The sequence below is a fragment of the Streptomyces sp. AcH 505 genome (genome assembly GCF_000818175.1).
Lineage (GTDB): Bacteria > Actinomycetota > Actinomycetes > Streptomycetales > Streptomycetaceae > Streptomyces.
In genome coordinates this window covers 1,153,004-1,179,001 of record NZ_JTIY01000001.1, presented here as the reverse complement: position 1 = coordinate 1,179,001, position 25,998 = coordinate 1,153,004, and the positions used below count along the sequence as shown (strand labels likewise).

The following is a 25,998-nucleotide window of genomic DNA, read 5'->3' as shown; positions in this document are numbered from 1 at the left end:
CCCGCGCGGCGGTGCGCGGACCGGCCCGTACGCCCGGTCATCCGGCCGCCACCTCGGACCGCGCCGGCATCCGGTCCCAGTCGTCCGGCAGGGCCGGCACCGGCCACCGCGGGTCGGGCCGCCACTGCTCCCAGCCGTCGGCGAACGGCGCCGACCAGGCCGAGATCGTCTCGATCGCCGCCCGGCCCGCCGCCCTGACCCGGCGCGCCTGCTCCCGGTCCATCAGCCCGTCCTGCTGCGCCTGCGCGAACTCGTCCTCGTCCCGCCAGCGCCAGCTGCGGTCCTCGTAGACGTCGATGTCGAGGAAGTGGTCCTCCGAGTCGATACCGCCCGACCAGCGGGTGCGCGGGCTTTCGAGGTTCACGTACCAGCTCTGGAAGCGCCAGCCCGTGCTCCACCACACCCACACCGACCACGGCTCGCCGGGACGGGCCAGCTTCAGCACCCCCATGCCGTACCACTCGTCGCGCACCACCGTGCGCGGCGCCGTGTAGCGGGTGGCGAGCGGTTCGAGATGGACGGGCCTGCCGTCGGCGAGAGCCGGGCGTACGCACTCGGTGCCGGGCGCGAGCCACACAGCGAGCAGGTCGTCCGTGTCCCGGACGACCGTGACGGGACGGCAGATGTGTATGCGATCGCCACCGTTCTCGCGGTAGCGCCACAGGATCTGCGTGCCGGGCGGCCATTTCCGCCCTTCCGTCTCCGTCATGCACAGATCCTAGAGGTGAGGCTCACTCAGCGCTGCGGTGCGCGTCACCCATTCACGGCCGCGTCATCCTCAGCACGTCCAGCGCCTCGTCCAACTGCTCCAGCGTGAGATCGCCGCGCTCGACGTATCCCGAGGCCAGCACCACCTCGCGGATGGTCTTCTCCTCGGCGAGCGACTTCTTGGCGACCTTCGCCGCCTCCTCGTACCCGATGTACTTGTTCAGGGGTGTCACGACGGACGGGGACGACTCGGCGTACGCGCGCGCCCGCTCCACGTTCGCGGTGATCCCGTCGACCGTCCGGTCCGCGAGCAGCCGGCTCACATTGGCCAGCAGCCGCACGGACTCCAGCAGGTTCTTGGCGATCACCGGAAGCATCACGTTCAGCTCGAAGTTCCCCGCCGCGCCCGCGGCGGCGACCGTCGCGTCGTTCCCCGTGACCTGCGCCGCCACCATCACCACGGCCTCGGGGATCACCGGGTTGACCTTGCCCGGCATGATCGAGGAGCCGGGCTGGAGGTCGGGGAGCGTGATCTCGGCGAGGCCGGTGCGCGGGCCCGACGCCATCCAGCGCAGATCGTTCGCGATCTTCGTCAGCGAGACACCGAGCGTGCGGAGCTGGCCCGAGGTCTCCACGAGCCCGTCGCGCGCGCCCTGCGCCTCGAAGTGGTTGCGGGCCTCCGTCAGCGGCAGCCCGGTCGTCCGGGCCACCTCCTCGATCACGGCCGCCGAGAACCCGGCCGGCGTGTTGATGCCGGTGCCCACCGCCGTACCGCCCAGCGGCAGCTCCGCGAGGCGCGGCAGCGAGGCGGTCAGCCGCTCCACCGCGTACCGGATCTGCGCCGCGTAGCCGCCGAACTCCTGGCCGAGTGTGACGGGCGTCGCGTCCATGAGGTGCGTCCGGCCCGACTTCACGACCTCGGCGAATTCGTCCGCCTTCCGCTCCAGGGACTGCGCCAGATGGTCCAGCGCCGGCATCAGCTCGCCGGTGACGGCCGCCGTCGCCGCGATATGGATGCTGGAGGGGAAGACATCGTTGGAGCTCTGCGACGCGTTGACGTGGTCGTTGGGGTGGACGTCCCTGCCGAGCCGTTCGGTCGCCAGCGTGGCCAGCACCTCGTTGGTGTTCATGTTGGACGACGTGCCCGACCCCGTCTGGAAGACGTCCACGGGGAAGTGCTCGTCCCAGCGGCCCGCCGCGACCTCGGCCGCCGCTTCCTGGATCGCCCCCGCGATGTCCTTGTCGATCACCCCGAGGTCGGCGTTGACCTTGGCCGCAGCTGCCTTGATCCGCGCCAGGGCCTCGATGTGCGCCCGTTCCAGGTGCTGGCCCGAGATCGGGAAGTTCTCCACGGCGCGCTGGGTCTGGGCGCGCCATTTGGCCGCCGCCGGCACCCGCACCTCACCCATGGAGTCGTGCTCGGTCCGGTAACCGCCCTGGGCAGGGTTCGGGCTCCCGCCGCGCGGGCTCTCGTCGTTCGTCATCGTCGGTCGTACCTCCTACGGGCAACAGCATCCTGGTCATGGGATGTGTTCCCCGTGGCGGCCCGGCCACCTCGGAGCGATGGCGCGGTATACCCCCGTGGCACCGCGACACCCTCCGACATTCGCGACCGAGCGCCGCCCACTCATCGTGGCTGACCGGCAGCTCTGCGGGACACCGGCACAGGACGTACAAATGTAATCTGCATGATTGTGAAGGACGATCAATCCACCCCATGGGCATGCGATTGCCGCGAATCGTCCCAGGGCCGGCCGTGCGAAACGGCGCTGGCCGTGTACCGGCACGGCCTGGAGGCGGGGCGCGTCCGGCGCGACGAGGTGCCGGGCTGTCTGCACGCGCTGGGACTCGTCGTGGACGACGGCGAATCGGCCGAGTTCCTGAGCCTCATCCCGCCCGGGGCCGCCGCGCTCACCGCGCTCGGCCCGGTCGAGGAGGAGATCGCCGAACGGCACAGCAGACTGCGTTCCCTGCGGTCGGCGCTCGCGGTCTTCGAGGGGCTCTACGACGACAAGCACCGGCTGGACCCGCCGGTGCTCACCAGGATCGTCGGTCTCTCCGTCATCAACGCGGCGATCGACACCGCCGTGGCCGACTGCCGGGACGAGATCCTCACCATCCAGCCGGGCGGCGCACGGCCCGCCGTCGCGCTGGCCGACGGACTCGCGCGCTCCAGGGACCTGCTGGCGCGCGGGGTGCGCCAGCGGACCATCTACCAGCACACGGTGCGCTCGCACGGGCCGACGCTGTCGTACATCGAGGAGGTGACGGCGGCGGGCGCGGAGGTCAGGACGATCGCCGACGTCTTCGACCGGATGCTGATATTCGACCGCGAGGTGGCGTTCATCCCGTCGGACGAGGTGTCGACGGCGAGCACCGCCGTACGGGTCCAGCACCCGGCCCTGATCCGCTTCCTGCTGAACCACTTCAACAGCTCGTGGGCCAGGGCGGTTCCGGTACGTCCCGCGGTCGGGTCGCCGCGTACGCCCGTCATCACCTCGGACCTCCAGCGGACCATCCTGCTGGCCGTGGTCAACGGCGAGACGGACGCGTCGATCGCGCGCCGGATCGGGATGAGCAGGCGCAGCGTCGCGGAGCACATGCGGAAGGTCTCGGAGCAGCTCGGCAGTAACAGCCGGGCCCAACTCGGCTTTCTGCTGGCGACTTCGGGGCTGCTGGAGGCGCCGCTCGACGGGACGGACGACAGCCCGCTCGACAGCGCCTGAACGGGCGGCTGTCGAGCGGGCTGTCCGGAGTGCTCAGCCCAGTCCCGGGCCCCTGACGGGGATGCTGGTGAAGGTGGGCGCGGGGGCCGGCTCGGTGAAGAAGTCGTTGCCCTTGTCGTCCACGACGACGAACGCGGGGAAGTCCTCCACCTCGATCTTCCAGACCGCCTCCATGCCCAGCTCCTCGTACTCGACGACCTCGACCTTCTTGATGCAGTCCTGGGCCAGCCGCGCGGCGGGACCGCCGATCGAGCCCAGGTAGAAGCCGCCGTGCGCGTCGCAGGCGTCGGTGACCTGCCGGGAGCGGTTGCCCTTCGCCAGCATGACCTTGGAGCCGCCGGCCGCCTGGAACTGCTCGACGTAACTGTCCATCCGGCCCGCCGTCGTCGGGCCGAAGGAGCCCGAGGCGTAGCCCTCGGGGGTCTTCGCCGGACCCGCGTAGTAGACGGGGTGGTCCTTCAGGTACTGCGGCATCTCCTCGCCCGCGTCGAGCCGTTCCTTGATCTTCGCGTGCGCGATGTCCCGCGCCACCACGAGCGGGCCGGTCAGTGAAAGCCGGGTCTTGACCGGGTACTTGGTCAGCTCGGCGAGGACGTCGTCCATCGGCCGGTTGAGGTCGATCCGTACGACCTCGGTCTCGTCCAGGTGCTCGTCCGTGGTCTCCGGCAGGAAGCGCGCGGGGTCGGTCTCCAGCTGTTCGAGGAAGACGCCCTCGGCCGTGATCTTCGCCACCGCCTGGCGGTCGGCCGAGCAGGACACGGCGATGGCGACGGGCAGCGAGGCACCGTGCCGCGGCAGCCGGACGACCCGTACGTCGTGGCAGAAGTACTTGCCGCCGAACTGGGCGCCGATACCGATCCGTTGGGTCAGCTCGAAGACCTTCTGCTCCAGCTCCTTGTCGCGGAAGCCGTGCCCGGTGGGGGAGCCCTCGGCCGGCAGCTCGTCCAGGTAGTGCGCCGAGGCGTACTTGGCGGTCTTGAGCGCGAACTCCGCCGACGTACCGCCGACGACGATCGCCAGGTGGTACGGCGGGCAGGCCGCCGTGCCCAGCGAACGGATCTTCTCCTCGAGGAACTTCATCATGGCGCCCTCGTTGAGGATCGCCTTCGTCTCCTGGTAGAGGAACGACTTGTTGGCCGAGCCGCCGCCCTTGGCCATGAAGAGGAACTTGTACGCGCCGCCGTCCGTCGCGTACAGCTCCACCTGCGCGGGCAGGTTCGAGCCGGTGTTCTTCTCCTCCCACATGGTGAGCGGAGCCATCTGCGAGTAGCGCAGGTTGAGCTTCGTGTACGCGTCGTAGATGCCGTGCGACAGGGCCTCTTCGTCACCGCCGCCGGTCAGCACCTGCTGACCGCGCTTGCCCATCACGATCGCCGTACCGGTGTCCTGGCACATCGGCAGCACGCCCGCAGCCGCGATGTTCGCGTTCTTCAGCAGGTCGAGCGCCACGAACTTGTCGTTCGACGACGCCTCGGGGTCGTCGATGATGCGGCGCAGCTGGCTGAGGTGGGCGGGGCGCAGATAGTGCGAGATGTCGTGCATGGCCTCGGCGGCGAGGGTGCGCAGCGCCTCCGGCTCGACCTTCAGGAACGTACGCCCGTCGGCCTCGAAGGTGGAGACGCCTTCGGCGGTCACCAGTCGGTAGGGCGTGGTGTCCTCTCCGACGGGAAGCAGATCGGAGTACGCAAAATCCGGCATTACGGCCATTCCTCACTCGACGGGCGGCGGCGCGGCCTCCATTGGCCGAGCGCCCTCCAGCGTAGGACGCGGCGCGGGTGCCCGGACCGTGAGGTACGGCTCACCCGCCCCGGCTTCTCCGCCTCTGGGGCCGCGGTGCCGATCCGCCTCTGGGTCCGCGTCTCCGACGCGCCGCCCGGCAACTACCCCTAGTCGCGATCTATCGCGTTTCGCTACATTGGTTTCGTGGACCTCGAAAAGCACCCCCAGAAGCCCGTCGCGTCGGCGGAGCCCCCAGGTATCCGGGCCTCGGACATCCGGGCCTCCGACGCGGACAGGGACCGGACCGCCGACATCCTCAGGGAGGCGCTGGCGGAGGGTCGTCTGGACGCCGAGGAGCATGCCGAGCGGATCGATTCCGTCTACCGGGCCAAGACGGTCGCCGAGCTGGCGCCGCTGGTACGGGACTTGCCGTCCGGCGGCCAGGGGGCGCGGGGCGCGGCTCCCGGAGCTTCCGGGGCGCCGGGGTCGTACCCGTACGGGCCCGACGACCCGAACGCGACGGCCGAGAGCATGATCGCGGTCTTCAGCAGCAATACCCGCAAGGGGCGTTGGCGGATCGGCGCGCGCACCAACGCGTTCGCGCTGTTCGGCAACATCGAGATCGACCTCACCGAAGCCCTCTTCGGCCAGCGGACCACCGTGATCAACGCGACGTCGATCTTCGGCAACGTGGAGGTCAGGGTCCCGGAGAACATCTCACTGCGCGGCAGCGGCACCGGCGTCTTCGGCAACTTCGAGGTCCACACGCTGGAAGCGCCGGAGCCGGACGCGCCGGTGGTCGTGGTCAACGGCTACTCGGTGTTCGGCAACATCGAGGCCAAGCCGAAGCGCGGGAAGTTCGTCGCCAACCTCCAGGACTTGCTGCGCAAGCACCTCCGTCAGTGACCGCGGGCCGTCTTCGCGCGACTGCGGACCGTGTCCCGAGTGCCACTCAGTGCATAGGAGCACGCACAGCGGGTAGGGAGAGCTGCATCGTCTCTCGCTCGCGAAGCCGTCGTCAGGAGTAGACCGTGCTGCATCCGCCGCATCAGCCCCTGCAGGTCGCTGCCGTTCCCGCCCAGCGGAGTCCCGCTCGGGAGGATCAGGCCGGCCCGTGGCATTCGGAGGCTGTGTGCCGCCGGGACGAGGCCGGGTTGTTCTTCGCCCCCTCCAAGGAGCCGACAGCCGCGAGGCTGTCGCGTGAGGAGGCCGCGAAGCGGGTCTGTGCCCGGTGCCCCGTGATGGTGGAGTGCCGGGAGCACGCCTTGGTCCAGCCCGAACCGTACGGCGTCTGGGGCGGCCTGACCGCCGCCGAGCGCCGGGTGGTGCTGGCGCGGCGCAGGCGGCGCGAGGTGGAGCTGCGCAAGGCGGCGCCGGCGGGCAGGATCGCGGCGGCCGGCTGAGCGGCGGCGGTTCCTGATCGCGTACGGCTGGATCGCGTACGGACTTGATCGCGCACGGAAGGGGTGCCCCGCCGCACAACGGGACACCCCTTCCGATGTGACTCGTCCTGCTACGTCCTACTTCGCGCGGTCGAAGTCGATGGTGCTGTAGGCGCGCAGCTTCGACAGCCGGTGCGTCGAGTCGATCTGCCGGATCGTGCCCGACTTCGAGCGCATCACGAGCGACTGCGTCGTCGCCGTCTCCGAGCGGTAGCGCACACCGCGCAGCAGCTCGCCGTCGGTGATGCCGGTGGCGACGAAGAAGACGTTGTCGCCGCTGACGAGATCGTCCGTGGACAGCACCCGGTCCAGGTCGTGCCCCGCGTCGATCGCGCGCTGCCGCTCGTCGTCGTCCTTGGGCCAGAGCTTGCCCTGGATGACTCCGCCCAGGCACTTTATGGCGCACGCCGAGATGATGCCCTCGGGCGTACCGCCGATGCCCATCAGCAGGTCGACGCCGGTGCCTTCGCGCGCCGCCATGATGGAGCCGGCCACATCGCCGTCGGAGATGAACTTGATCCGGGCGCCGGTCTCCCGGATCTCCTTGACGATGCCGTCGTGCCGAGGCCGGTCCAGGACGACGACCGTGACGTCCTCGGGGGACGAGTGCTTCGCCTTGGCGACCCGGCGGATGTTGACGGCGACCGGGGCGTTGATGTCGACGAAGTCCGCCGCCTCGGGGCCGGTGACCAGCTTGTCCATGTAGAAGACGGCCGACGGGTCGAACATGGCGCCCCGGTCGGCCGCCGCCAGCACGGCGATGGCGTTCGGCATGCCCTTGGCGTTGAGGGTCGTGCCGTCGATCGGGTCGACGGCGATGTCGACCTCGGCGCCGGTGCCGTCACCGACGTGCTCGCCGTTGAACAGCATCGGCGCTTCGTCCTTCTCACCTTCGCCGATGACGACGACGCCGTTCATCGAGACGGTGGAGACGAGGGTCCGCATGGCGTTCACGGCGGCGCCGTCGGCGCCGTTCTTGTCGCCCCTGCCGACCCAGCGGCCGGCCGCCATCGCGGCGGCCTCCGTGACCCGGACGAGTTCGAGGGCGAGGTTGCGGTCAGGTGCCTCGGGAGACACCTCAAGAGGGGGAGGTAGTTGATGCTCGGTCATCGGAACGCACCTTTCTGTACGGCGACGGCCGGAAAAGAGGGTGATACGACTCTATCCGTACATCGACAACTTGAGCAGAGGGGTCCACGGATGAGCGCGAAACGCTGATGCGACGATGGGGGAGTGGCAGGCGAGCGAGGCAGACAGACGGTGCGGGACATGTTGCTGTCGATGGTGGTCATCGGGATCATCGTCGCGGTCATCTATGTGTTCATCCCCCATGACGACAAGGCGGACCCGGTCAAGAAGGTCGACTACCGGGTCGAACTCCTGACGGCGCGCCGCGCGGCGCCGTACCCCGTAGCGGCCCCCACGGGCCTGACGGGCAAGTGGAAGGCCACCTCCGTCACGTACGACGGCGCGAACGGCAACTCCTGGCACCTGGGCTTCCTGGACCCGGAGGGCGAGTACGTCGCGATCGAGCAGTCGACGTCGCCGACGAAGCGGTACGTCTCCGACGTGACGCAGGAGGCCAAGAACACCGGCAAGACCCAAGAGGTCGCCGGCCAACCCTGGCAACGCTGGAAGGGCCCGCGCTACGACGCCCTGGTCCGGACGGAGAACGGCGCGACAACGGTGGTGACGGGCACCGCGTCGTACGAGCGCCTGGGCGCGATGGCGGCGGCGCTGGAGTTCAAGAAAACGGCGGTACAGGCGGGCGCCTAAGCGCTGGGCGCGGGCGCGCGGGCGTGCTGAGGCGTCGCGTCATCGACGGGCGTCGGCGTCGCGAGGCGCGGTGCCAGAGCAGCACGCCGGCCCTGCCGGATCCGACCGGAACACTTTCGGCCGTCAGCTCCCACGCAGCGGTCGTACGTCCGCGCGGCCGCCGTGTCCTGCCACGCTCGCTGCCGTGCGCCGGCAGAGCCGGGCGGCACCGGGCGTCGGCTCGCTGGCGATGCGGCATGGTGCCGGGCTGAGCCGGGAGATACCGGCCTTCGCCGGGTTCCGGGCCCCGTGTCCGGGTGTCCGGTGCTGGCCGGCGGCAGCGCCGCACGGCGCAGTGTTGGCCCGGGGTGGCGCGGATACCGCGGCGCGTCCCGCTCAGCGGTCATACACCGGTGGAACCGGGATGCCCGGCCGTCGGGCGTAATGGCCGCGGTGCGTACGCGTGCGGGCGCCTCACGGCGACCGACGGCAGCGCCTGCCGGATCCGAACGTGAGGACCCCTGGCCCTGGGGCCGGCATCCAACGGCTCCCGAGGGCGCGTCCGGAAAAACTCGACCCGAGGGCGTGCCCAGGGGCCCGAGGCCGGGGGCCGGTCGGCGACCGACGGCGACGCCGTGCGGGGAGGTGCGAGGGCATGCGAGTCCTGCCGGATCCGAACGGGAGGCCCCGGGCCGTGGGCCCGGGTTCCAGCGGCTTCCGAGGGCGCGCCCGGAGACGTCGCCCCGAGAGCGTGCCCGCAAGGGCCCGAGGCCGGGGGCCGGTCGGCTACTCCTCCGCTGCCGGCTCGTCGCGGTCCGGGGTGGCCAGGGAGGCGTCCAGGCGGGCGCGGGCGCCCTCCAGCCAGCGGCGGCAGACCTTGGCCAGCTCCTCGCCGCGCTCCCACAGGGCCAGCGACTCCTCCAGCGTCGTGCCGCCCGTCTCCAGCCGGCGGACGACCTCGATCAGTTCGTCGCGCGCCTGCTCGTAGCCGAGCGGCTCACCGGCCGTGGCCGCTGATGTTTCCGTGTCTGTCTTGGCCATGGCATCCACCCTACGAGCGCTCTCCGACAACAACCGCGCACTTCACCGCGCCTGACACCTTCGTCCTCACTCCGTCACCCGCACCGTGAACTCCCCGTCCGCCACCCTCGCCCGCAGTTCCTCCGCGCCCGCGAGCCCTTCCGGGGACCTGACGACGGACCCGTCCTCGCGCTGCAGCACCGCGTACCCCCGCTCCAGCGTCGCGGCGGGCGACAGCGCGACCACCCGCGCCAGCGTGTGCGACAGCTCCGAGTCGGCGCGGTCCAGCTGGTGCCGCAGCACCCGGCGGCCCCGGTCGGCCAGCGCCGTCACCTCGGCCGCGCGCTCCTCCAGCATCCGGTGGGGCCGCTCCATCACCGGCCTGGCCAGCGCGTGCGCGAGCCCGCGCTCCTCCCTGTCCAGCAGCCCCTGTACGGTCCGCAGCGCCCGGTCCCGCAGCGCCTGCACCCGGTCCAGCTCCTCCCCGACGTCCGGCACGATCCGCTTCGCCGCGTCCGTCGGTGTCGACGCCCGTACGTCCGCCACCAGATCCAGCAGCGGCGAGTCCGGCTCGTGCCCGATCGCGGACACCACGGGCGTACGGCACTCCGCGACCGTTCGGATCAACTGCTCGTCCGAGAACGGCAGCAGATCCTCCACGCTGCCGCCGCCGCGCGCGACGACGATCACGTCGACCTCCGGCAGCTCGTCCAGCTCCCGCACCGCCTCGACGACCTGCGAGACCGCGTTGACGCCCTGCACCGCCGTGTTGCGCACCTCGAAGCGGACGGCGGGCCACCGGCGGCGCGCGTTCTCCAGGACGTCGCGCTCTGCCGCCGAGGCGCGGCCGCAGACCAGACCGATCAGCTGCGGCAGGAACGGCAGGGGCCGCTTGCGGTCGAGCGCGAACAGTCCTTCGGCGGCCAGCGCCTTCTTCAACTGCTCCAGCCGCACGAGCAGTTCGCCCATCCCGACCGGCCTTATCTCCGTGGCCCGCAGCGAAAGCTGGCCGCGCGGCGCGTACCACTCCGGCTTGGCGCGCACCACGACGCGCGCGCCCTCGGAGACCACATCGGCGATCGCGTCGAAGACCTGCCGGTAGCAGGTGACGCCCACGGAGATGTCGTACGACGGGTCGCGCAGCGTCAGAAAGACGACCCCGGCGCCGGGCCTGCGCGAGAGCTGTGTGATCTGCCCCTCGACCCAGACGGCCCCGAGCCGGTCGATCCACCCACCGATGAGCCGCGAGACCTCCCCGACGGGCAGCGGAGCCTCGGCTGACGTGTTGAGAGCCATGCGCCGAGCGTATCCGCCACGTACGACATCCCCAGGAAACCGCCGGCCCGACCGGGCCCTCGGCCCGGAGCGAGGACCTTGCAGAGCCTGAGCCGGGCCCGTAACCCCGCCACTTACGTCGGTCGACGACCCGGATGCGCACCAGGAGCCCGCCGGAGCCGTACCGGGTGGCGTCGGAGCCCGCTGCCGGTCAGGAACCCGCGTCCGACCCCGTCCCCGACCCGGAGCCGGATGCCGACCCCGACCCCGACCCGGCACCCGCCTTCGGCGACCCAGGTCCCATCCGTCCTCGCCACTGCACCAGCAGCACCACCAGCCCGATGACGAACCACACCGCGCCCACCAGCTGCGCCGAGTCCGCCGCCTCCACGATCACCGCGATCAGAATCCCCGCGCCGATCACCGGTACCACTACCTGCGTGAACCAGTTCGGGTTGCGGCCCGGGCGGCGGACCGCGAACCAGCCGACCACCGACGCGTGCAGCAGCACGAACGCCGTCAGGGCGCCGATGTTGACCACCGACACCAGCCGGTCGAGGCCGTCGTCCCGCCGCGCCGCCCAGACCGCCGCCAGCAGCGTCACCACGGCGGCCAGCAGCAGGGCGACGCGCGGGACGCCCGAGTCCGTACGGGCCAGTGCGCGCGGCAGTCTGCGTTCCCTGCCCATGGCGAAGAGCAGCCGTCCCGCCGCCGCCTGACCCGCCAGCGCCGCGAACGCCGCGCCGATCGCCTTGCTCGAAGCGACCAGGTCGTGCAGCCACCTGCCGACCGATGAGTCCACCGCGTCGTAGAACGCCGAGCCCTGCGCCACCGGATCGGCGGCGAGCTGGGCCGAGGTCTGCGGCTCCAGGAGCGCCACCAGATACGTCTGCGCCACGAACAGCACCCCCGCCAGCGCCAGACAGAGCAGCACCGCCCGCGCCACCTGCCGCGAACCGCCCGTCACCTCCTCGGCGAACGAGGCGATCGCGTCGAAGCCGAGGTACGACAGCACGGCGACCGACACCGCGCTGAGCACGGCGGCGGCCGAAAAACTCGTATCGCTGGTGAACGGCGTGGACCAGCCACGCTCCGCGCCGTCCCGTGCGAGCACCACGATCGCCGACACCACGAACACCAGCAGCACGACGATCTCCAGGGCGAGGACGGCGAAGCCCACCCGGGCCGCGGCCCGTACCCCGGTCAGATTGAGCAGTGTCGTGATCACGACGGCGATCGCGGTCCACACCCACCGGTCGACGGACGGCACCAGCGCCTCCATCGCGATCCCCGCGAAGAGATAGGCGACGGCCGGGATCAGCAGGTAGTCCAGCATCGCCATCCACCCGGCGATGAACCCGGGCGCCTCGCCCAGCCCCTTCCGGGCGTACGCGAAGACCGAACCCGCCTGCGGCGCCACCCGCACCATCTGGGCGTAACTGAAGGCGGTGAAGCCCATCGCGACGGTCGACACCACATAGACCAGCGCCACCGAGCCGTGCGACTTCGCGTCGAGGGTGCCGAAGACACCGACGGGGGCCATCGGGGCGATGAAGAGGAGCCCGTACACGACGAGATCGCGGAAGCGCAGCGTCCGCCGCAACCCGCTGTGCGCGGGCGCCTGCCCCTCAGCCGTCATCGCATGAGTCCGATCGTCGTCGTTCATTCATGTCCGGCGTGTACGTCCGGTCATGCCGAGCACGTACGCCGGTCATGCCGAGCACGTACGCCCGTCATGCCCGGCATGTATGCCCCGTCCGTACCTGCTCAGTCTCACCGGTACGGGCGATCTCGCGCCTGTTCTGGGCGGCCTTACGATGGGACGCATGACTGCTACGTCCCGCAAACGCGTCCTGCTCGCCGCCCCCCGTGGTTACTGCGCGGGCGTGGACCGCGCGGTGATCGCCGTCGAGAAAGCCCTGGAGCAGTACGGCGCGCCGATCTATGTCCGACACGAGATCGTCCACAACAAGTACGTCGTGCAGACCCTGGAGCGGAAGGGCGCCATCTTCGTCGAGGAGACGGCCGAGGTCCCCGAGGGATCCATCGTCATGTTCTCGGCGCACGGCGTCGCTCCCGTCGTCCACGACGAGGCCGCGGGCCGCAACCTCGCCACGATCGACGCGACCTGCCCGCTGGTCACCAAGGTCCACAAGGAAGCCGTCCGGTTCGCGAACGACGACTACGACATCCTGCTGATCGGCCATGACGGCCATGAAGAGGTCATCGGCACATCGGGCGAGGCCCCGGACCACATCACGCTGGTCGACGGCCCCGACGACGTGGCGAACGTGGAGGTGCGCGACGAGTCGAGGGTCGTCTGGCTCTCGCAGACCACGCTCTCCGTGGACGAGACGATGGAGACGGTCGACAAGCTCAAGGAGAAGTTCCCGCTGCTGATCTCGCCCCCGAGCGACGACATCTGCTACGCCACGCAGAACCGGCAGATCGCGGTCAAGCAGATGGGCTCCGACGCCGATCTGGTCATCGTCGTCGGCTCCAAGAACTCGTCCAACTCGGTACGGCTGGTCGAGGTCGCGCTCGGCGCCGGCGCCGGCGCCGCGCATCTGGTGGATGCGGCGGACGAGATCGACGAGACGTGGCTCGACGGGGTCTCGTCGGTCGGCGTGACGTCGGGGGCTTCCGTACCGGAGGTTCTGGTGGAAGGCGTGCTGGAGTGGCTGGCCGCGCGTGGTTTCGAGGACGTCGAGATCGTCAAGGCCGCCGAGGAGTCCATCACCTTCTCGCTGCCGAAGGAACTGCGCCGCGATCTGCGGGCCGAAGCCGCTGCGATGACACAGAAGTAACTCCTTGTCAGCGTCTGGCCGTAACGTGTCGTCCATGAACGTCTTCGGAGTGGACATCGGCGGCTCGGGTATCAAAGGCGCGCCCGTGGACCTGGAGCGCGGCGACCTGGCGGAGCCGCGCCACAAAGTACTGACCCCGCACCCCGCGACGCCCGAGAGCATGACGGACGGCGTCGTGGAGGTCGTGGAGCACTTCGGCTGGTCGGGACCGGTCGGCATCACCTTCCCTGGGGTGGTGACCGGCTCCGTCATCCGTACGGCGGCCAATGTCGACAAGTCATGGATCGACGTGGACGCGGGCGAGCTGCTCGGCGAGCGGCTGAGCATGCCGGTCACGGTGCTGAACGACGCGGACGCGGCGGGCGTGGCCGAGATGGCCTTCGGCGCGGGGCGTGGCCGTAAGGGCACGGTCTTCCTGCTCACGTTCGGCACGGGCATCGGCAGCGCGCTCTTCATCGACGGCACGCTCGTGCCCAACACGGAGCTGGGCCATCTGGAGCTGCACGGCCATGACGCGGAGAAGCACGCGTCGACCAAGGCCAAGGACGACGAGGAACTGAGCTGGCACCACTGGGCGCATCGCGTCCAGAAGTATCTGAAGCATGTGGAGATGCTGTTCTCGCCGGAGCTGTTCATCATCGGCGGAGGCGTCAGCCGCAAGGCGGACAAGTTCCTGCCGCTGATCGAGGGCGTCAGGGCGGAGATGGTCCCGGCGCAGCTGCAGAACAACGCGGGGATCGTGGGAGCGGCGATGGCGGCGGCGAGGCGCTGAGGGGAGCGGTCCGGCGACCGCGACGCCGCCGAAGGGCGGACGCGGACCTGCGCCGGACCGGACCTCTGCTGATCCAGCCACGATCGGCGCGGGACCCGGCCTGCGCTGACCCGGCTAGCGACGCGGGAGCCGGGTCCCGGTGCCGATGGAGGCGGCTGCGGCGGTGTCACGTGCCAGCTGCCGCCGCCCCATCTGCCGTACCTTCCGTACGGACGCGATGACGCCGGCGACGAGCGTGCCGCCGTACAGCCACCCGGCGTGCACGGCGAGGGTGGTGATCACGGCCATCGTCTGGCCGCCGAGACCGCCGGACCCGCCCGAGATCGGTACGGTGCCGACGGCGAAGGCGATCGGCACGCTGATCGGCGCCGTGACCAGGTCGGCCGTCCGCACCCAGAGCGCCGTGGCCGCGCTGAGCGGCAGGAACAGCAGCCCGTACGCGAGCGGCGCCCCGTCGAGGATCAGCTCGTCGAGGAAGCCGACGCAGAGCATCGCGGCGACGGCGAAGAGCCCGGCGCCGAGCCCGGTGAACCGGGGATTGGGCAGTCTGCGCAACGCGAGCACGACGGGCGGCACCCGCCGGCCGCCCGGAGCGGGCACCCGGTAGGAGCCCGCGGCCTCCGAGACCGCGCCGCGCGTCGGAGCCGGGAGGGTGGTCTGCGGCCGCTGCCGGCGCTGGGGGGGACGTGTCCTGGGCTGCTCCACCCGAACAACGTAGGTGGCCCGGGGGTCCCGATCGGGGGTGGGACACGCCCTTTGAATGACCTTGGGGTTGCGTTCGAGGCCTTCGGCCGCGTCGCACCAGGCCCCGACCGTGACGTCGAACCCGTCGTCGAGCCCGCCGGGGCGCCCGTAAACTGGGAAATCGCCAGTCCCCGCTCAGCCCCTCACTTCAGGAAGTCGCCAACGTGTCGCTCACGATCGGAATCGTCGGCCTGCCGAATGTCGGCAAGTCGACCCTGTTCAACGCCCTGACCAAGAACGACGTGCTGGCGGCCAACTACCCGTTCGCCACGATCGAGCCCAACGTCGGCGTCGTCGGCGTACCCGACCCGCGCCTGGACAAGCTCGCTGAGCTGTTCAGCTCGCAGAAGATCCTCCCGGCGACGGTCGACTTCGTCGACATCGCGGGCATCGTGCGCGGTGCGTCGGAGGGCGAGGGCCTGGGCAACAAGTTCCTGGCGAACATCCGCGAGTCCGACGCGATCTGCCAGGTCATCCGGGCCTTCAAGGACGAGAACGTCGTCCATGTCGACGGCAAGGTCTCGCCCAAGAGCGACATCGAGACGATCAACACCGAGCTGATCCTCGCGGACCTCCAGACCATCGAGAAGGTCCTGCCGCGCCTCCAGCGCGAGTCCCGCATCAAGAAGGACGTGGGCCCGAAGGTCAAGGCGATCGAGGAGGCCCAGGCCATCCTGGAGACCGGCCAGACCCTCTTCGCCGCGGGCATCGTCCAGGGCACCGACCGCGTCGAGCTGCTGCACGACCTGCACCTGCTGACGACGAAGCCGTTCCTCTACGTCTTCAACGTGGACGAGGACGAGCTGACGGACGACACCTTCAAGGACGAACAGCGCGCCCTGGTGGCCCCCGCCGAGGCGATCTTCCTCGACGCGAAGCTGGAGTCCGAGCTGGTCGAACTGGACGACGACGAGGCCCTGGAACTCCTCCAGTCGGTGGGCCAGGAAGCCCCGGGCCTGGCCACCCTCGCCCACGTCGGCTTCCGCACCCTGGGCCTGCAGACCTACCTGACGGCCGGCCCGAAAGAATCCCGGGCCTGGACGATCAAAACGGGCGCGACGGCCCCGGAAGCGGCGGGCGTCATCCACACCGACTTCCAGAAGGGCTTCATCAAGGCCGAGGTCATCTCCTTCGACGACCTGGTCACCACAGGCTCGGTAGCCGAAGCCCGCGCAGCCGGCAAGGCCCGCATGGAGGGCAAGGACTACGTGATGCAGGACGGCGACGTGGTCGAGTTCCGCTTCAACAACTGAACTCCACCACGTCGCTGATGTGGTGGAGTTCAGTCCGAAAGTACAAGTGACTGATGAGGCCGGAATGACCTCGTTCCGGCCTCATCAGTCATGCCTGCCATCTTTGATGGTGCACGAAGGGCCCAAGCCGCCCTCCTCGGTTCTGCGTCACTGCCAGTGGCGGGGCGCCTGCCGGGAGCGCCGACTATGAGCGGCTGGTGCTCCTCGCCGTCAGCACGAGCTGTGACGCGGTCTATCCGTTCAGTCCCGCTGGCCCACGCTTCTCGTAGCATATGAGAAGTTCAAACGCGTGGTCGTGACTGGGGGCAGGGATGAGCAAGAGCGGGCAGGCAATGCCGCTGGAAGTCCGGCATGTTCGCGATGCGTTGAAGCGCGAGTTCGATCCGCTGATCTCGCTCGCTGACTACGAGAAACGTCAGCCGTTGGAACGTGAGAATGCCTTCAACTCGCGTGCTTTGTCCGCCAGGGCGGCTCGCATGCTCACGGACTGTACGTCCGAGGAAGCTGCCGAGTCCGTGATCGACGGCCGGGACGACTTCGGTATCGACGCCGTCGCCTTCTCCGCCTCCGCTCCTGAACTGTGGCTGATCCAGGCCAAATGGAGCGACAAAGGCAAGGCCGGCTTTGACACGAGTGCCGCACACAAGCTGGTGCACGGCCTGAAGAAGCTCGACAACCGGGACTTCGATCAGTTCAACGAACGGTTCCGCCGTCTCGCTGACCGTGTGCGGTCAGTGCTTGACGTGCCTACCTGCAAGGTGGTCCTCGTCATCGCTGTCATGGGCGAAGGGCGCCTGTCTACGGAGACCGAGGCCATACTCGTCGAAGCGGCTGAGGAGTTCGGTGGCTACACGCGCTCCATCGAGCACCGGGTGTTGAACCAGACGGACTTCCACCGTGCCGTCCGCGAGGACCTCACCCCAGAGCCGATCACCCTCACCGCCACCATGACGCAGGGCTGGCATTCCCGGGAAACCCCATTTCAGGCATATTCGGGGCTGGTAGCGGCCGACGAACTCGCTCAGTGGTACGCCGACAACGGGGAGCGGTTGTACGACCGCAACGTCCGCAGATCGCTGGGCCTGACCGGAGTCAACCAGACGCTCGTCGAGAGTCTGATTCGGGATCCGCAGGGCTTCTGGTACCGCCATAACGGCATCACCGTTCAGTGCGACAAGATCGAGCCGCATTTCTTCGCGAAGCAGAAACCCAGTGAGCCCGTCAAGCTGGTCCTCGAAAACGCAAGCGTCGCCAACGGTGCGCAGACCGTCAGTTCTGCCCACCGGGCGTTCCAGCAGAACGAAGAAGCGGTGGGAGAGGCGTACGTCACCGTCCGGATCATCTCAGTTTCCGGTGCCCCGGAGGGGTTCGCGGGCGAGATCACCGAGGCGACCAACACGCAGAACCACATGGAGCGGTCGGACTTCATCGCGATCAAGCCAGTACAGAGCCTGATCCGTGAGGACTTCCGACTCTCTCTTGACAAGGACTACGTATTCAAGCGCGGTGAGATTGAGCCGTCGCCGGCGTTCGGATGCTCAGTCCGCGAGGCCGCCACCGCCCTTGCCTGCGCTCACCCGGACCCGGCCCTGGCGGTACGGGTGAAGGGCTCAGCCGACGCGCTCTGGGAGGACGGTCCTGGAGGCATCTACACCCGGCTGTTCGGGCGCAGGCCCAGCGCTTATCAGATCTGGCGTAGCGTCCTACTTATGCGGCGGGTGCGGGAGTCCTTGCACGAGGTCCGCTCCACGCTCACCGGACGGGCGGGTTCGATCGCTGACAGTGGTGCTCTGCTGGTGGCGCACATGGTTGCCCAGCAGGTCGGATCAGAGGGAATCGACGAACCAGACTCAGGTTGGGAGTCCTCTCTGGAGGACGTACCGGCGCGGGTCGGCGCAACGCTTGCCCAGCTTATCCCGCTTGTGAACCACCTTTTTGGCGGCGGAAGTTACATCACCAGCACCTTCGCCAGCGAGGAACGCTCCCGAAAACTGGTCGGCGCCGTCCTTCAGGCGCTCTCCGACGGTACGGATGCCGGAGATCTTGCTGCGTACCAGCAGCGGGACGACTCGAAGCCGCCCAGGCGCCCCAATACCGTGACCCTGCTGATCGACCATGACCGTATTCCAGCCGGTACCAGGCTGATGTACCACCCCAGCGCGACGGAGGAGCAGGCTATCGGGGACTGGCTGAACGCTGACCCGCGCCGGGCCTACGCGACCTGGGTCAACGACCGGCGCAAGCCCTTGCTCTGGGAGGCTGACGGGAACCGATACTCGCCCAGCGGCCTGGTCACGCATATCTGGCAGCAGGCCGAGTGGCGCGAAGCGTGGAGCGCGGTCCAGGGGCCAAAACAGTGGGGTGTGCTGGGCGAGGATGGAACGCTTGTTGACCTTGCAGAGCAGCTCTGGCAGCGGCTCCTGACGGAGTCCTTGCCTGAGGAGGAACAGTTCGAGTCGCTCCAGTAAGGGCAGCTTCCGGCCACGCCCGACACAGTGACGCGTGTCGGCGAACCAGCTCTGCCTCGACCTCCTCTCGATTCGGCATCCGGTGGGCGAGGCGCTAGCCAGGAGCGCGCGGCGCTCTGCGCGAGCATCGGTGACTTCGATAAGCAGAGTGCACGGCCTCAACGTGAATCGGAAGCCGAAGTCCCGCCCAACGATGCGCGAGCTGATCCGCGCGGCCGAACTCTTCCGGGATGAGGAAGTTTCAGGCCCCTTCTGCGAACCGGGGCCGAGCCGTGTGCCGCGAAATGCGCGGCATCGTCTCGCCTGGTGAACGACGGAGCAGCTTCATGTCGCGGCCCTCGACCCAGGCGTTCCAGGACTTGAGGTAGTAAAGCAGGTGCTCTCGCGAGTCGTCGCGCCTGCGGTGGGTCTTGCCGGCCGCCAGGTTCAGCAGCGTATTGCGCAGAGTCAGCCGCGGGTCACCGATGCGCAGCCCGGCACCGGTGACCAGGGCCTCGTGCCAGGGGAGCTGATCGAGCTCGGGACGGGCGTCGGTGGTCGCGTACCAGCCGACCGCAGCGGCTGTCACGGTGATGCGGAACGCCTTGTTCATCGGGATCGCCGCCCGGACAGCGTCCCGCATACCGGGGTGCTGGTCGAGGACGGTGAGCAGTAGATCGTTACTGACGGCGGCGCTCTGCCCGCTCCACGCGGAGTCCGGGGCTGTCAGATAGAGGTGCAGACCGCGCAGAGCGGCGGCCAGGTGGGTGCTGTGGTCCTCGCCCGCCAGGGCCAAGGCGTCGCGGCCGCTCCGCTTGCGGCCAGTGTCCATCACTGTGAACGCGGACTGCGCCACCCCACGTGTCACCACGCACTGCACGGGGATGCCCGCCTTCGCGACCGCCTCCAATCGGTGCTGGCCGTCGATCAGTGCCCCGTGGTCGTCGAAGGCGATGCCCTGGTGGGTGAGCTGCCACTCGCCGCGCTCGATCTGCTGGGTGAGCTGCTGGACGAACGCTTTGCTCAGCGGGCGGTTCCTGGTGTTGAACAGCAACCACTCGCGAGCCAGCTCGGGCGTGATCACTTCTACGTTGCTCTGCATGACGTCCCCTCCATTGCCATCACCGGCAGCACTCGTCGATAGCAACGATGACAGCACTGCCTGAAAGCATTGTCAAACGGCATTTTGCCGTGCTGTACTGTTCGTGCGTGTTCGATGAAAACGAAGGGGGCTGCTGATGGCCGCACCGACCACGGTGAGTACCTCCGACATCGCCCGTATCGCGGACGTCGGCCGCGCGACCGTGACCAACTGGCGGCGCCGCCACTCCGATTTCCCCGCTCCCACGGGCGGTACGGAATCGCGTCCCACGTTCACGCTGGAGGATGTGGAGGGGTGGCTGGCCGAGCATGGCCGCCTCCCGCAGTTCACCGAGCAGCAGCAGTTGTGGCGTGAGCTGCTGCGAGAGGCCGAGGGGTCTGGGCTGACTGAAGCGATGGCCCGGGCCGCCCTCTTCCTCGCCTTCCTGGAACGCGAAGGCCACACCTCACGAGAGACGCGTTACGTTCACTACGCCGAAGGGCCAGACCTGGACGACGAGGGTCTCGGTGACGTCATGCTCGACGAGATCGGCAGAGCACTTCAGGACGTGCCTGAGCCGCTCGCCCTGTTGCGTTCCGCGTCGCTGATGCGTGAGCTCGCGGCTGCCGCGACACGGCAGACGCCGGACGAGGTCCTGTCGGACATGCTCGACCGCTACGCGAAAGAGTCGCGAAGGCGCGGGCCGGGGACCCCGGCGGCGGTGGCCCACTTCATGGCGACACTGGCCAAGGCCGCCTCGCCGGACGGCGCGCTGAGCGCCGTACTCGACCCGGCATGCGGGACGGGGGACCTGCTGGAGGCGGCCCGGGTCCAGGGGGCCACGCAGCTTGACGGCCAGGACCGGGAGCTGCATTTGGCCCAGCTGGCCGCGTCCCGGCTCTCCCTCCGGCTGGGCGGTACAGGGCACTGCTCTGTCGATGCCGAGGACGCTCTCGCCCGATCCCGGCATACGGGCGGGGAGTTCGACGCGGTCCTGTGCAATCCCCCGTACAACGAACGTGATTGGGGCGCGGACGAGTTGGCGTACGACTCCCGCTGGGAGTACGGCCTGCCGTCCCGGTCCGAGTCCGAGCTCGCCTGGGTGCAGCACAGCCTGTCGCGGGTGCGGCCGGGTGGTGTGGTGGTCATGCTGCTGCCGCCGTCCGTCGCCTCCCGGAGTTCTGGGCGGCGGATCCGGGCGGCGCTCGTCCGGCACGGCGCGCTGCGGGCTGTGTTGGCACTGCCTGCCGGGGCCGCTCCGCCGGCGCACATCGGGCTGCATCTGTGGGTGCTGCGGAGGCCGGGCGGGGGCAACGGCGCAGAGGCCAGCCATGTGCTGTTCATGAACTGCAAGTCGTTGCCGGACATGAACAGCCGTGGCGGGCGCCCCTCCGTCACCTACCGAGAGCTGCTTGCAGCGCCTGAGAAGTGCCCTGCCATGCCGGGCGTGTACCGTGCCGTCCCGATCACGGATCTGCTCGACGACACAGTCGACCTCACGCCCGCGCCACGACTCGCGGGGGAGCGCGGCATGCCGCAGGTAGACGCCCTCCGCCGTACCCTGAGCGGCCGTCGCGACAGCCTCGGCTCCTTGCTGTCGCAGGCATCGGCACTCGCCCCGAGCGACGATTGGGGCGTCTCCCGGACCGGCGGGCCATGGACGATGGCCCCGCTCGCCGATCTGATCCGTACGGGGGCGCTGACTCTGCTCAGGCCCAAGGCGACGGGCGGCAACGGGGATTCGGGTGGCGACGAGCCCGTCCTCACGGCTGCGGATGTGAACGAGGGGCGCTCCCCGTCCGGGCGTGGTCCGGCAGGGGATGAGGACGCGGTGCGGATCAAGGTCGGGGACGTGATCATCCCCGGGACCCTGCTGTCCGCGGACAGGACCGCCGCGCGGGTTGCGGACGACACCGACGCGGGGGCGCTGCTCGGCAGGAACCTGCACCTGCTGCGCCCGGACGAGGCGCGGCTCGACCCATGGTTCCTGGCCGGCTTTCTCGCCGACCCGGCCAATGTGCAGCGGGCGAGCCAGGGGACGTCCATCGTTCGGGTGGACGCGCGCAGGCTCCAAGTTCCCTTGCTGCCGCTGGAGGAGCAGCAGACATACGGGGCGGCGTTCCGGCGGCTGCACACCTTTACGACGGCTCTGCGCCGGGCTGCGCTCCAGGGTGAGGAGACGGCCGGGAAGTTGCGGGCCGCGCTCACGGCAGGCGCTTTGCGGCCACCGCCACCGGCCTGAACCCGTGCGAGCCTCCGCGCACACACGACACACTGACCGCGTACGTACCGCACTGAAGTAATCGCCGCCCCGGCGGCCCGGAAGGACAACGGTGGAGCAGGACCACAGCAGGCACTCAGAGATGATCAACTTTATCTGGAAAGTAGCCGACTTGCTGCGCGGCGACTTCCGGGCGCATGACTACGGGAAGATCATTCTTCCGTTCACGGTTCTGCGGCGTCTGGACTGTGTGCTGGAGCCGACGAAGACCGAAGTGCTTGCGGAAGTTGCGAAGATGGAAGAGCGGGGTCGACCGCTGGCCTACCGGGAGATGAAGCTCCGTGAGGTCGCGAGGCACGGGTTCTACAACACCAGCGAACTCACCTTCAAGCTGATCGCTAAGGATCATTCGCAGGCGCAGACGCTGCTGAAGTCGTACTACGGCGCCTTCTCCGAAAACGCCCGGGAGATCCTCGACCGCTACAACTTCGAGAAGCACATCTCCGATCTGCAGGAGAAGGGGCTGCTCTACCAGGTGGTCGGTGAATTCGCCCAGATCGATCTGCGGCTGCCGAAGGGGCCGGACGACAAGGACGGCATCGACAACCATCAGATGGGCTACCTCTTCGAGGAGCTCATTCGGAAGTTCTCCGAAGACAACCCCGCAGGTGAGCACTTTACACCGCGCGAGGTGGTACGGCTGATGGTGAACCTGCTGCTGGCCCCGGACGAAGGGGAGGGCAAGACCAGGACGGTCTTCGACCCAGCCTGCGGGACGGGCGGCATCCTCAGCGAGACCGAGGAGCATATCAAGCGCAAGGCCCCGCAAACGACTGTCGGGCTGTACGGGCAGGAGCTGAACCCTGAGTCGCACGCCATCTGTCAGTCCGACCTGCTGATCAAGGGGCAGGAACCGGACAACATCAAGTACGGGAACTCCTTCACCCAGGATGGCCACAAGGAGAAGAAGTTCGACTATTTGGTCGCGAACCCGCCCTTCGGAGTGGAGTGGAAGAAGGTCAAGCAGGATGTGGAGCGGTTCGCCAGAAACGGGGATCGTTTCCACGCGGGACTGCCGAGGATCAGTGACGGTTCCTTCCTCTTCCTCCAGCACATGATCTCGAAGATTAAGCCGGCGCATCCTGACGGGAAGGGCGGCTTCGAGGGCGGAAGCCGTATCGCGATCGTCTTCAACGGGTCGCCGCTGTTCAGCGGTGGGGCGGGCTCCGGCGAGTCCGACATCCGGCGGTGGATCCTGGAGGAAGAGGACCTGCTGGAGGCCATTGTGGCTCTGCCGGACCAGCTCTTCTACAACACCGGAATCTCCACCTACTTCTGGATTCTGTCGAACAGGAAGCACCGGGGCCTCAAGGGCAAGGTCATCCTGCTGGATGCGCGAGGCCAGTGGACGAAGATGCGGAAATCGCTGGGCGACAAGCGCAAGGTCATCTCCGATTCCCAGATTGCAGCGGTGACGGACATGTACATGGAGGCGGTGGCTGCGGCGGCTGATCCTGAACAGTCGCCACCGGAGAACGTGAAGATTCTCGAAACGAAGGAGTTCGGCTACCAGCGCATCACAGTGGAAAGGCCGTTGAAGTTGCGCTTCGAGGTCACGGAAGAGACGCTGACCGCGCTCCGGGCTTCGGCTGTGATCGACAAGGCGGTTGATGCGGGGGCGTTCGCGGATGCGCTGAAGTTGCTGGTGGGTGAGCAATGGGCAACCAAGGCAGAGGCGTGGGACGCGATTCGTCAGGCGATGGTGCCGGCGGGCCTGATGATGCCGACGGGCAAGCCCTTCCAGAAGGTGCTACGGGATGTGGTGGGGGTGCGCGACCCCGAGGGCGAGGAGCAGTACCTCAAAAAAGGCGACCTGCACCCGGAACCGGACCCCGACCTTCGTGACAACGAGAACGTGCCGCTGGAGGAGGACATCGACGCGTATATGAAGCGCGAGGTGTTGGAGCACGTGCCGGACGCGTGGGTGGACCACACGAAGACGAAGATCGGCTACGAGATCCCCTTCACGCGGCAGTTCTATGTGTATGAGCCGCCGAGGCCGTTGGAAGAGATTGACGCGGAGTTGACGTCGCTGGAGGCCGAGATTCAGCGGCTGCTCGGGGAGGTGACGAAGTGACCGAAGTGCTTGGAACTGCGCTGCCGGGGAACTGGACCGCTTCCCGTCTGAAGCGCGTCACGTCCCTGCTGAACCGGGGATCTGCTCCGGACTACGTTGACGATGGCCCCGTGCGTGCCATCAGCCAAGCGGCTAATCAGCCTGGGGGATTGGACTGGGCTCGGACTCGGTTTCACGATGCGACTGGTGATCCCCGCAGGCTTAAGGGCTACTTGTTGCCGGAGGATATCCTCATCAATTCAACCGGGACCGGTACCCTGGGGCGAATCGGCTACTTCCAAGGGGGGCCGGATGAGGTTCCCTGCATGGCGGACACTCATGTGACCGTGGCGCGGGCGATCCCGCCCGAAGTGGACTCCCGGTTTCTCTACTATTGGCTGTCATCGATTCCCTTTCAGGAATACATCTATGCGGCGCTAGTAGTGGGCGCGACGAATCAGATCGAGTTGAATCGTGATCGACTCGGCGATGCACCAGTGCCCCTTCCGCCGACTGAGGAACAGCGCAGGATCTCCGGGTTCCTTGATGCAGAGGTCGCTCGTATTGATGCAGTTATGGGCGTCAGGCGTAATCAGCAGAGTTCTTTGCTCCACGTGCGTCGTGCGGTGGCCTTGGCGAAGGTGTTTGGTCAGGCTGCCTCGTCTGCGCCGACCCGTTTGAAGTACCTCATGCGTAACAAACCGCGTTATGGAGTCCTGGTTCCAGAGTTCGCAGACGCTGGGGTGCCCTTCGTGCGTGTCAATGACTTGCTGGACTTGCGGGGCCGAGCAGCGACTCTTGTGCGAATCCCTGAGGCTCTGTCGCAGCAGTACGCCCGTACCCGTGTCCAGCCGAACGATATTTTGCTCAGTGTTGTCGGAACTCTAGGTCGCGCCGCATTGGCACCGGCCGAGTTGGAAGGAGCCAATGTCGCGCGTGCGGTCGCTTCACTGCGGGTTCGGCATGACGTTGATCCCGGCTTGTTCATCCGCTGGATCGAGACGGCTGACTTCATGCGTCAAGCCCTCGACGCGACGGGCAGTGACACAGCACAGCCGACACTGGGTATGGAAGACCTCGCGAACTTCAACCTCCGGTGGCCGACAGACGCTCACGAGCAGCGGCGACTGGCCCGCGAGGTGGAAGAGGTGGCTAAGCATCACGACGAACTGGCTGCTTGCTACGAGAAGCAAACCCGTCTGCTCTCCGAGCGTCGCCGCGCCCTGATCACTGCCGCAGTAACCGGCCAAATCGACGTAACAACCGCACGGGGGGTGCGAGTTCCGTGATTCACAGCAATCCGTTCAGCAATAAGGGCCCGAAGGGACCCCAGCACAAGGTCCACCACGAAGAGGCGTTCCGCGTCGCGATCATGAACCAGCTCCTCGCCCACGGCTGGAAAATGGGCCTCAGCTCCGACTACCGCCGCGACCTCGCCCTCGACACCGCACAGGTCTTCGCCTTCATCGGGGCCACCCAGAACAATGCCTGGCTGAGCTACGCCGGCTACTACGACGACGACCCCGACATCGCCCAGCGTGCGTTTGCCGAGCACCTCGCCCGGTGGATCGACAAGCGGGGCACCCTCCAGACCCTCCGCCAAGGGGTCAAGGCGCATGGCATCCACTTCGACCTCGCCTACTTCAAGCCGTCACAGACGATCGACCCCGGCGCCCTCACCTCGTACAGCAAGAACCGGCTCACCATCGTCCGTGATCTCGTCTACGCCGCCCGCCGTGCGCCGGACGGCGCGACCAGTAGCGACGCGGGCAACAAGCCCGACCTCACCCCCTTCGTAAACGGCATCCCCGTCGCCACCGCAGAGTTGAAGAACCCGTTCACCGGCACCGGTACCGCCGAGGCCATGCACCAGTACCGGAGCACCCGGGACTGCCGGGAGCCGCTCTTCGCC

General features: G+C 68.3%; 21 protein-coding genes. 12 read left to right on the top strand and 9 right to left on the bottom strand.

The features are described 5' to 3' along the window. Positions 1-37 precede the first annotated feature (37 nt). Both HY68_RS05350 and HY68_RS05345 read right to left on the bottom strand, forming a co-directional pair. Positions 38-709, bottom strand: a complete 672-nt coding sequence (locus HY68_RS05350; protein ID WP_041985007.1) for a DUF402 domain-containing protein — start codon at positions 707-709, stop codon at positions 38-40. Between the two features lie 52 nt (positions 710-761). Then, on the bottom strand, positions 762-2,192 hold the full coding sequence (locus tag HY68_RS05345) for a class II fumarate hydratase (RefSeq protein WP_041985005.1): 1,431 nt from the start codon (positions 2,190-2,192) through the stop codon (positions 762-764). A gap of 291 nt (positions 2,193-2,483) precedes the next feature. Between HY68_RS05345 and HY68_RS05340 the strand changes: the two genes are divergently transcribed. After that, positions 2,484-3,434, top strand: coding sequence for a LuxR C-terminal-related transcriptional regulator (locus HY68_RS05340; protein WP_241778476.1), 951 nt, complete (start codon positions 2,484-2,486; stop codon positions 3,432-3,434). A gap of 33 nt (positions 3,435-3,467) precedes the next feature. On the opposite strand, the gene HY68_RS05335 is transcribed toward HY68_RS05340, so the two are convergent. Beyond that, the gene (locus HY68_RS05335) at positions 3,468-5,132 is read right to left on the bottom strand and encodes a fumarate hydratase (protein ID WP_041985002.1); all 1,665 of its coding nucleotides are present in this window, start codon (positions 5,130-5,132) and stop codon (positions 3,468-3,470) included. Between the two features lie 225 nt (positions 5,133-5,357). Between HY68_RS05335 and HY68_RS05330 the strand changes: the two genes are divergently transcribed. After that, on the top strand, positions 5,358-6,059 hold the full coding sequence (locus HY68_RS05330) for a DUF1707 domain-containing protein (RefSeq protein ID WP_041984999.1): 702 nt from the start codon (positions 5,358-5,360) through the stop codon (positions 6,057-6,059). A gap of 125 nt (positions 6,060-6,184) precedes the next feature. Next, entirely contained in the window at positions 6,185-6,556 is a 372-nt protein-coding gene (locus tag HY68_RS05325) for a WhiB family transcriptional regulator (RefSeq protein WP_041984998.1), read from the top strand. Positions 6,557-6,673: 117 nt separating this feature from the next. Here HY68_RS05325 and glpX read toward each other — a convergent pair whose 3' ends face one another. Further along, positions 6,674-7,705 (bottom strand): class II fructose-bisphosphatase, encoded by a 1,032-nt coding sequence (glpX, locus tag HY68_RS05320; protein WP_041984996.1) that lies wholly within the window; start codon positions 7,703-7,705, stop codon positions 6,674-6,676. Positions 7,706-7,828: 123 nt separating this feature from the next. Between glpX and HY68_RS05315 the strand changes: the two genes are divergently transcribed. Then, on the top strand, positions 7,829-8,371 hold the full coding sequence (locus HY68_RS05315; protein WP_041984994.1) for a DUF4245 domain-containing protein: 543 nt from the start codon (positions 7,829-7,831) through the stop codon (positions 8,369-8,371). Between the two features lie 765 nt (positions 8,372-9,136). Here the strand turns inward: HY68_RS05315 and HY68_RS05310 are convergent. From HY68_RS05310 to HY68_RS05300, 3 genes are all read right to left on the bottom strand, one after another. Beyond that, on the bottom strand, positions 9,137-9,391 hold the full coding sequence (locus HY68_RS05310) for an exodeoxyribonuclease VII small subunit (protein ID WP_041984991.1): 255 nt from the start codon (positions 9,389-9,391) through the stop codon (positions 9,137-9,139). Positions 9,392-9,457: 66 nt separating this feature from the next. Continuing rightward, positions 9,458-10,666: an exodeoxyribonuclease VII large subunit gene (gene xseA, locus HY68_RS05305; RefSeq protein ID WP_041984988.1), complete on the bottom strand. Its 1,209-nt coding sequence runs from the start codon at positions 10,664-10,666 to the stop codon at positions 9,458-9,460. A 190-nt stretch (positions 10,667-10,856) separates the two neighbouring features. Next, a complete protein-coding gene (locus HY68_RS05300; RefSeq protein WP_041984985.1) occupies positions 10,857-12,284 on the bottom strand; it encodes an APC family permease in 1,428 nt (475 codons plus the stop codon). A 178-nt stretch (positions 12,285-12,462) separates the two neighbouring features. On the opposite strand from HY68_RS05300, the gene HY68_RS05295 reads away from it, so the two are divergent. Beyond that, a complete protein-coding gene (locus tag HY68_RS05295) occupies positions 12,463-13,452 on the top strand; it encodes a 4-hydroxy-3-methylbut-2-enyl diphosphate reductase (protein ID WP_198533216.1) in 990 nt (329 codons plus the stop codon). A 34-nt stretch (positions 13,453-13,486) separates the two neighbouring features. Continuing rightward, on the top strand, positions 13,487-14,224 hold the full coding sequence (gene ppgK / locus HY68_RS05290; RefSeq protein WP_041984983.1) for a polyphosphate--glucose phosphotransferase: 738 nt from the start codon (positions 13,487-13,489) through the stop codon (positions 14,222-14,224). A 114-nt stretch (positions 14,225-14,338) separates the two neighbouring features. Here the strand turns inward: ppgK and HY68_RS05285 are convergent, their stop codons facing one another. Next, positions 14,339-14,824, bottom strand: a complete 486-nt coding sequence (locus HY68_RS05285) for a DUF6542 domain-containing protein (RefSeq protein ID WP_063779696.1) — start codon at positions 14,822-14,824, stop codon at positions 14,339-14,341. A 308-nt stretch (positions 14,825-15,132) separates the two neighbouring features. On the opposite strand from HY68_RS05285, the gene ychF reads away from it, so the two are divergent. Both ychF and HY68_RS05275 read left to right on the top strand, forming a co-directional pair. Next, complete coding sequence (gene ychF, locus HY68_RS05280; protein ID WP_041984979.1) at positions 15,133-16,221, top strand: redox-regulated ATPase YchF; 1,089 nt, start codon at positions 15,133-15,135, stop codon at positions 16,219-16,221. 311 nt (positions 16,222-16,532) lie between these two features. Then, positions 16,533-18,689 (top strand): AIPR family protein, encoded by a 2,157-nt coding sequence (locus tag HY68_RS05275; protein WP_041984978.1) that lies wholly within the window; start codon positions 16,533-16,535, stop codon positions 18,687-18,689. A 241-nt stretch (positions 18,690-18,930) separates the two neighbouring features. Here HY68_RS05275 and HY68_RS05270 read toward each other — a convergent pair whose 3' ends face one another. Further along, positions 18,931-19,770 carry a hypothetical protein gene (locus tag HY68_RS05270; protein ID WP_041984975.1) on the bottom strand — a complete coding sequence of 280 codons (840 nt, stop codon included), beginning with the start codon at positions 19,768-19,770 and terminating at the stop codon, positions 18,931-18,933. A gap of 136 nt (positions 19,771-19,906) precedes the next feature. Here HY68_RS05270 and HY68_RS05265 point away from each other — a divergent pair, with 136 nt between their 5' ends. The 4 genes from HY68_RS05265 to HY68_RS05250 form a co-directional block, all read left to right on the top strand. Continuing rightward, positions 19,907-21,991: an N-6 DNA methylase gene (locus HY68_RS05265; protein WP_052457021.1), complete on the top strand. Its 2,085-nt coding sequence runs from the start codon at positions 19,907-19,909 to the stop codon at positions 21,989-21,991. 121 nt (positions 21,992-22,112) lie between these two features. Then, positions 22,113-24,107, top strand: a complete 1,995-nt coding sequence (locus tag HY68_RS05260) for a class I SAM-dependent DNA methyltransferase (protein ID WP_041995214.1) — start codon at positions 22,113-22,115, stop codon at positions 24,105-24,107. Next, complete coding sequence (locus HY68_RS40400) at positions 24,104-25,375, top strand: restriction endonuclease subunit S (protein ID WP_078863436.1); 1,272 nt, start codon at positions 24,104-24,106, stop codon at positions 25,373-25,375. The genes HY68_RS05260 and HY68_RS40400 overlap by 4 nt, the downstream gene beginning before the upstream one ends. Beyond that, positions 25,372-25,998 (top strand): type I restriction endonuclease (locus HY68_RS05250; protein WP_241778474.1); only part of this gene is annotated, 627 nt, incomplete at its 3' end. The genes HY68_RS40400 and HY68_RS05250, both read left to right, overlap by 4 nt.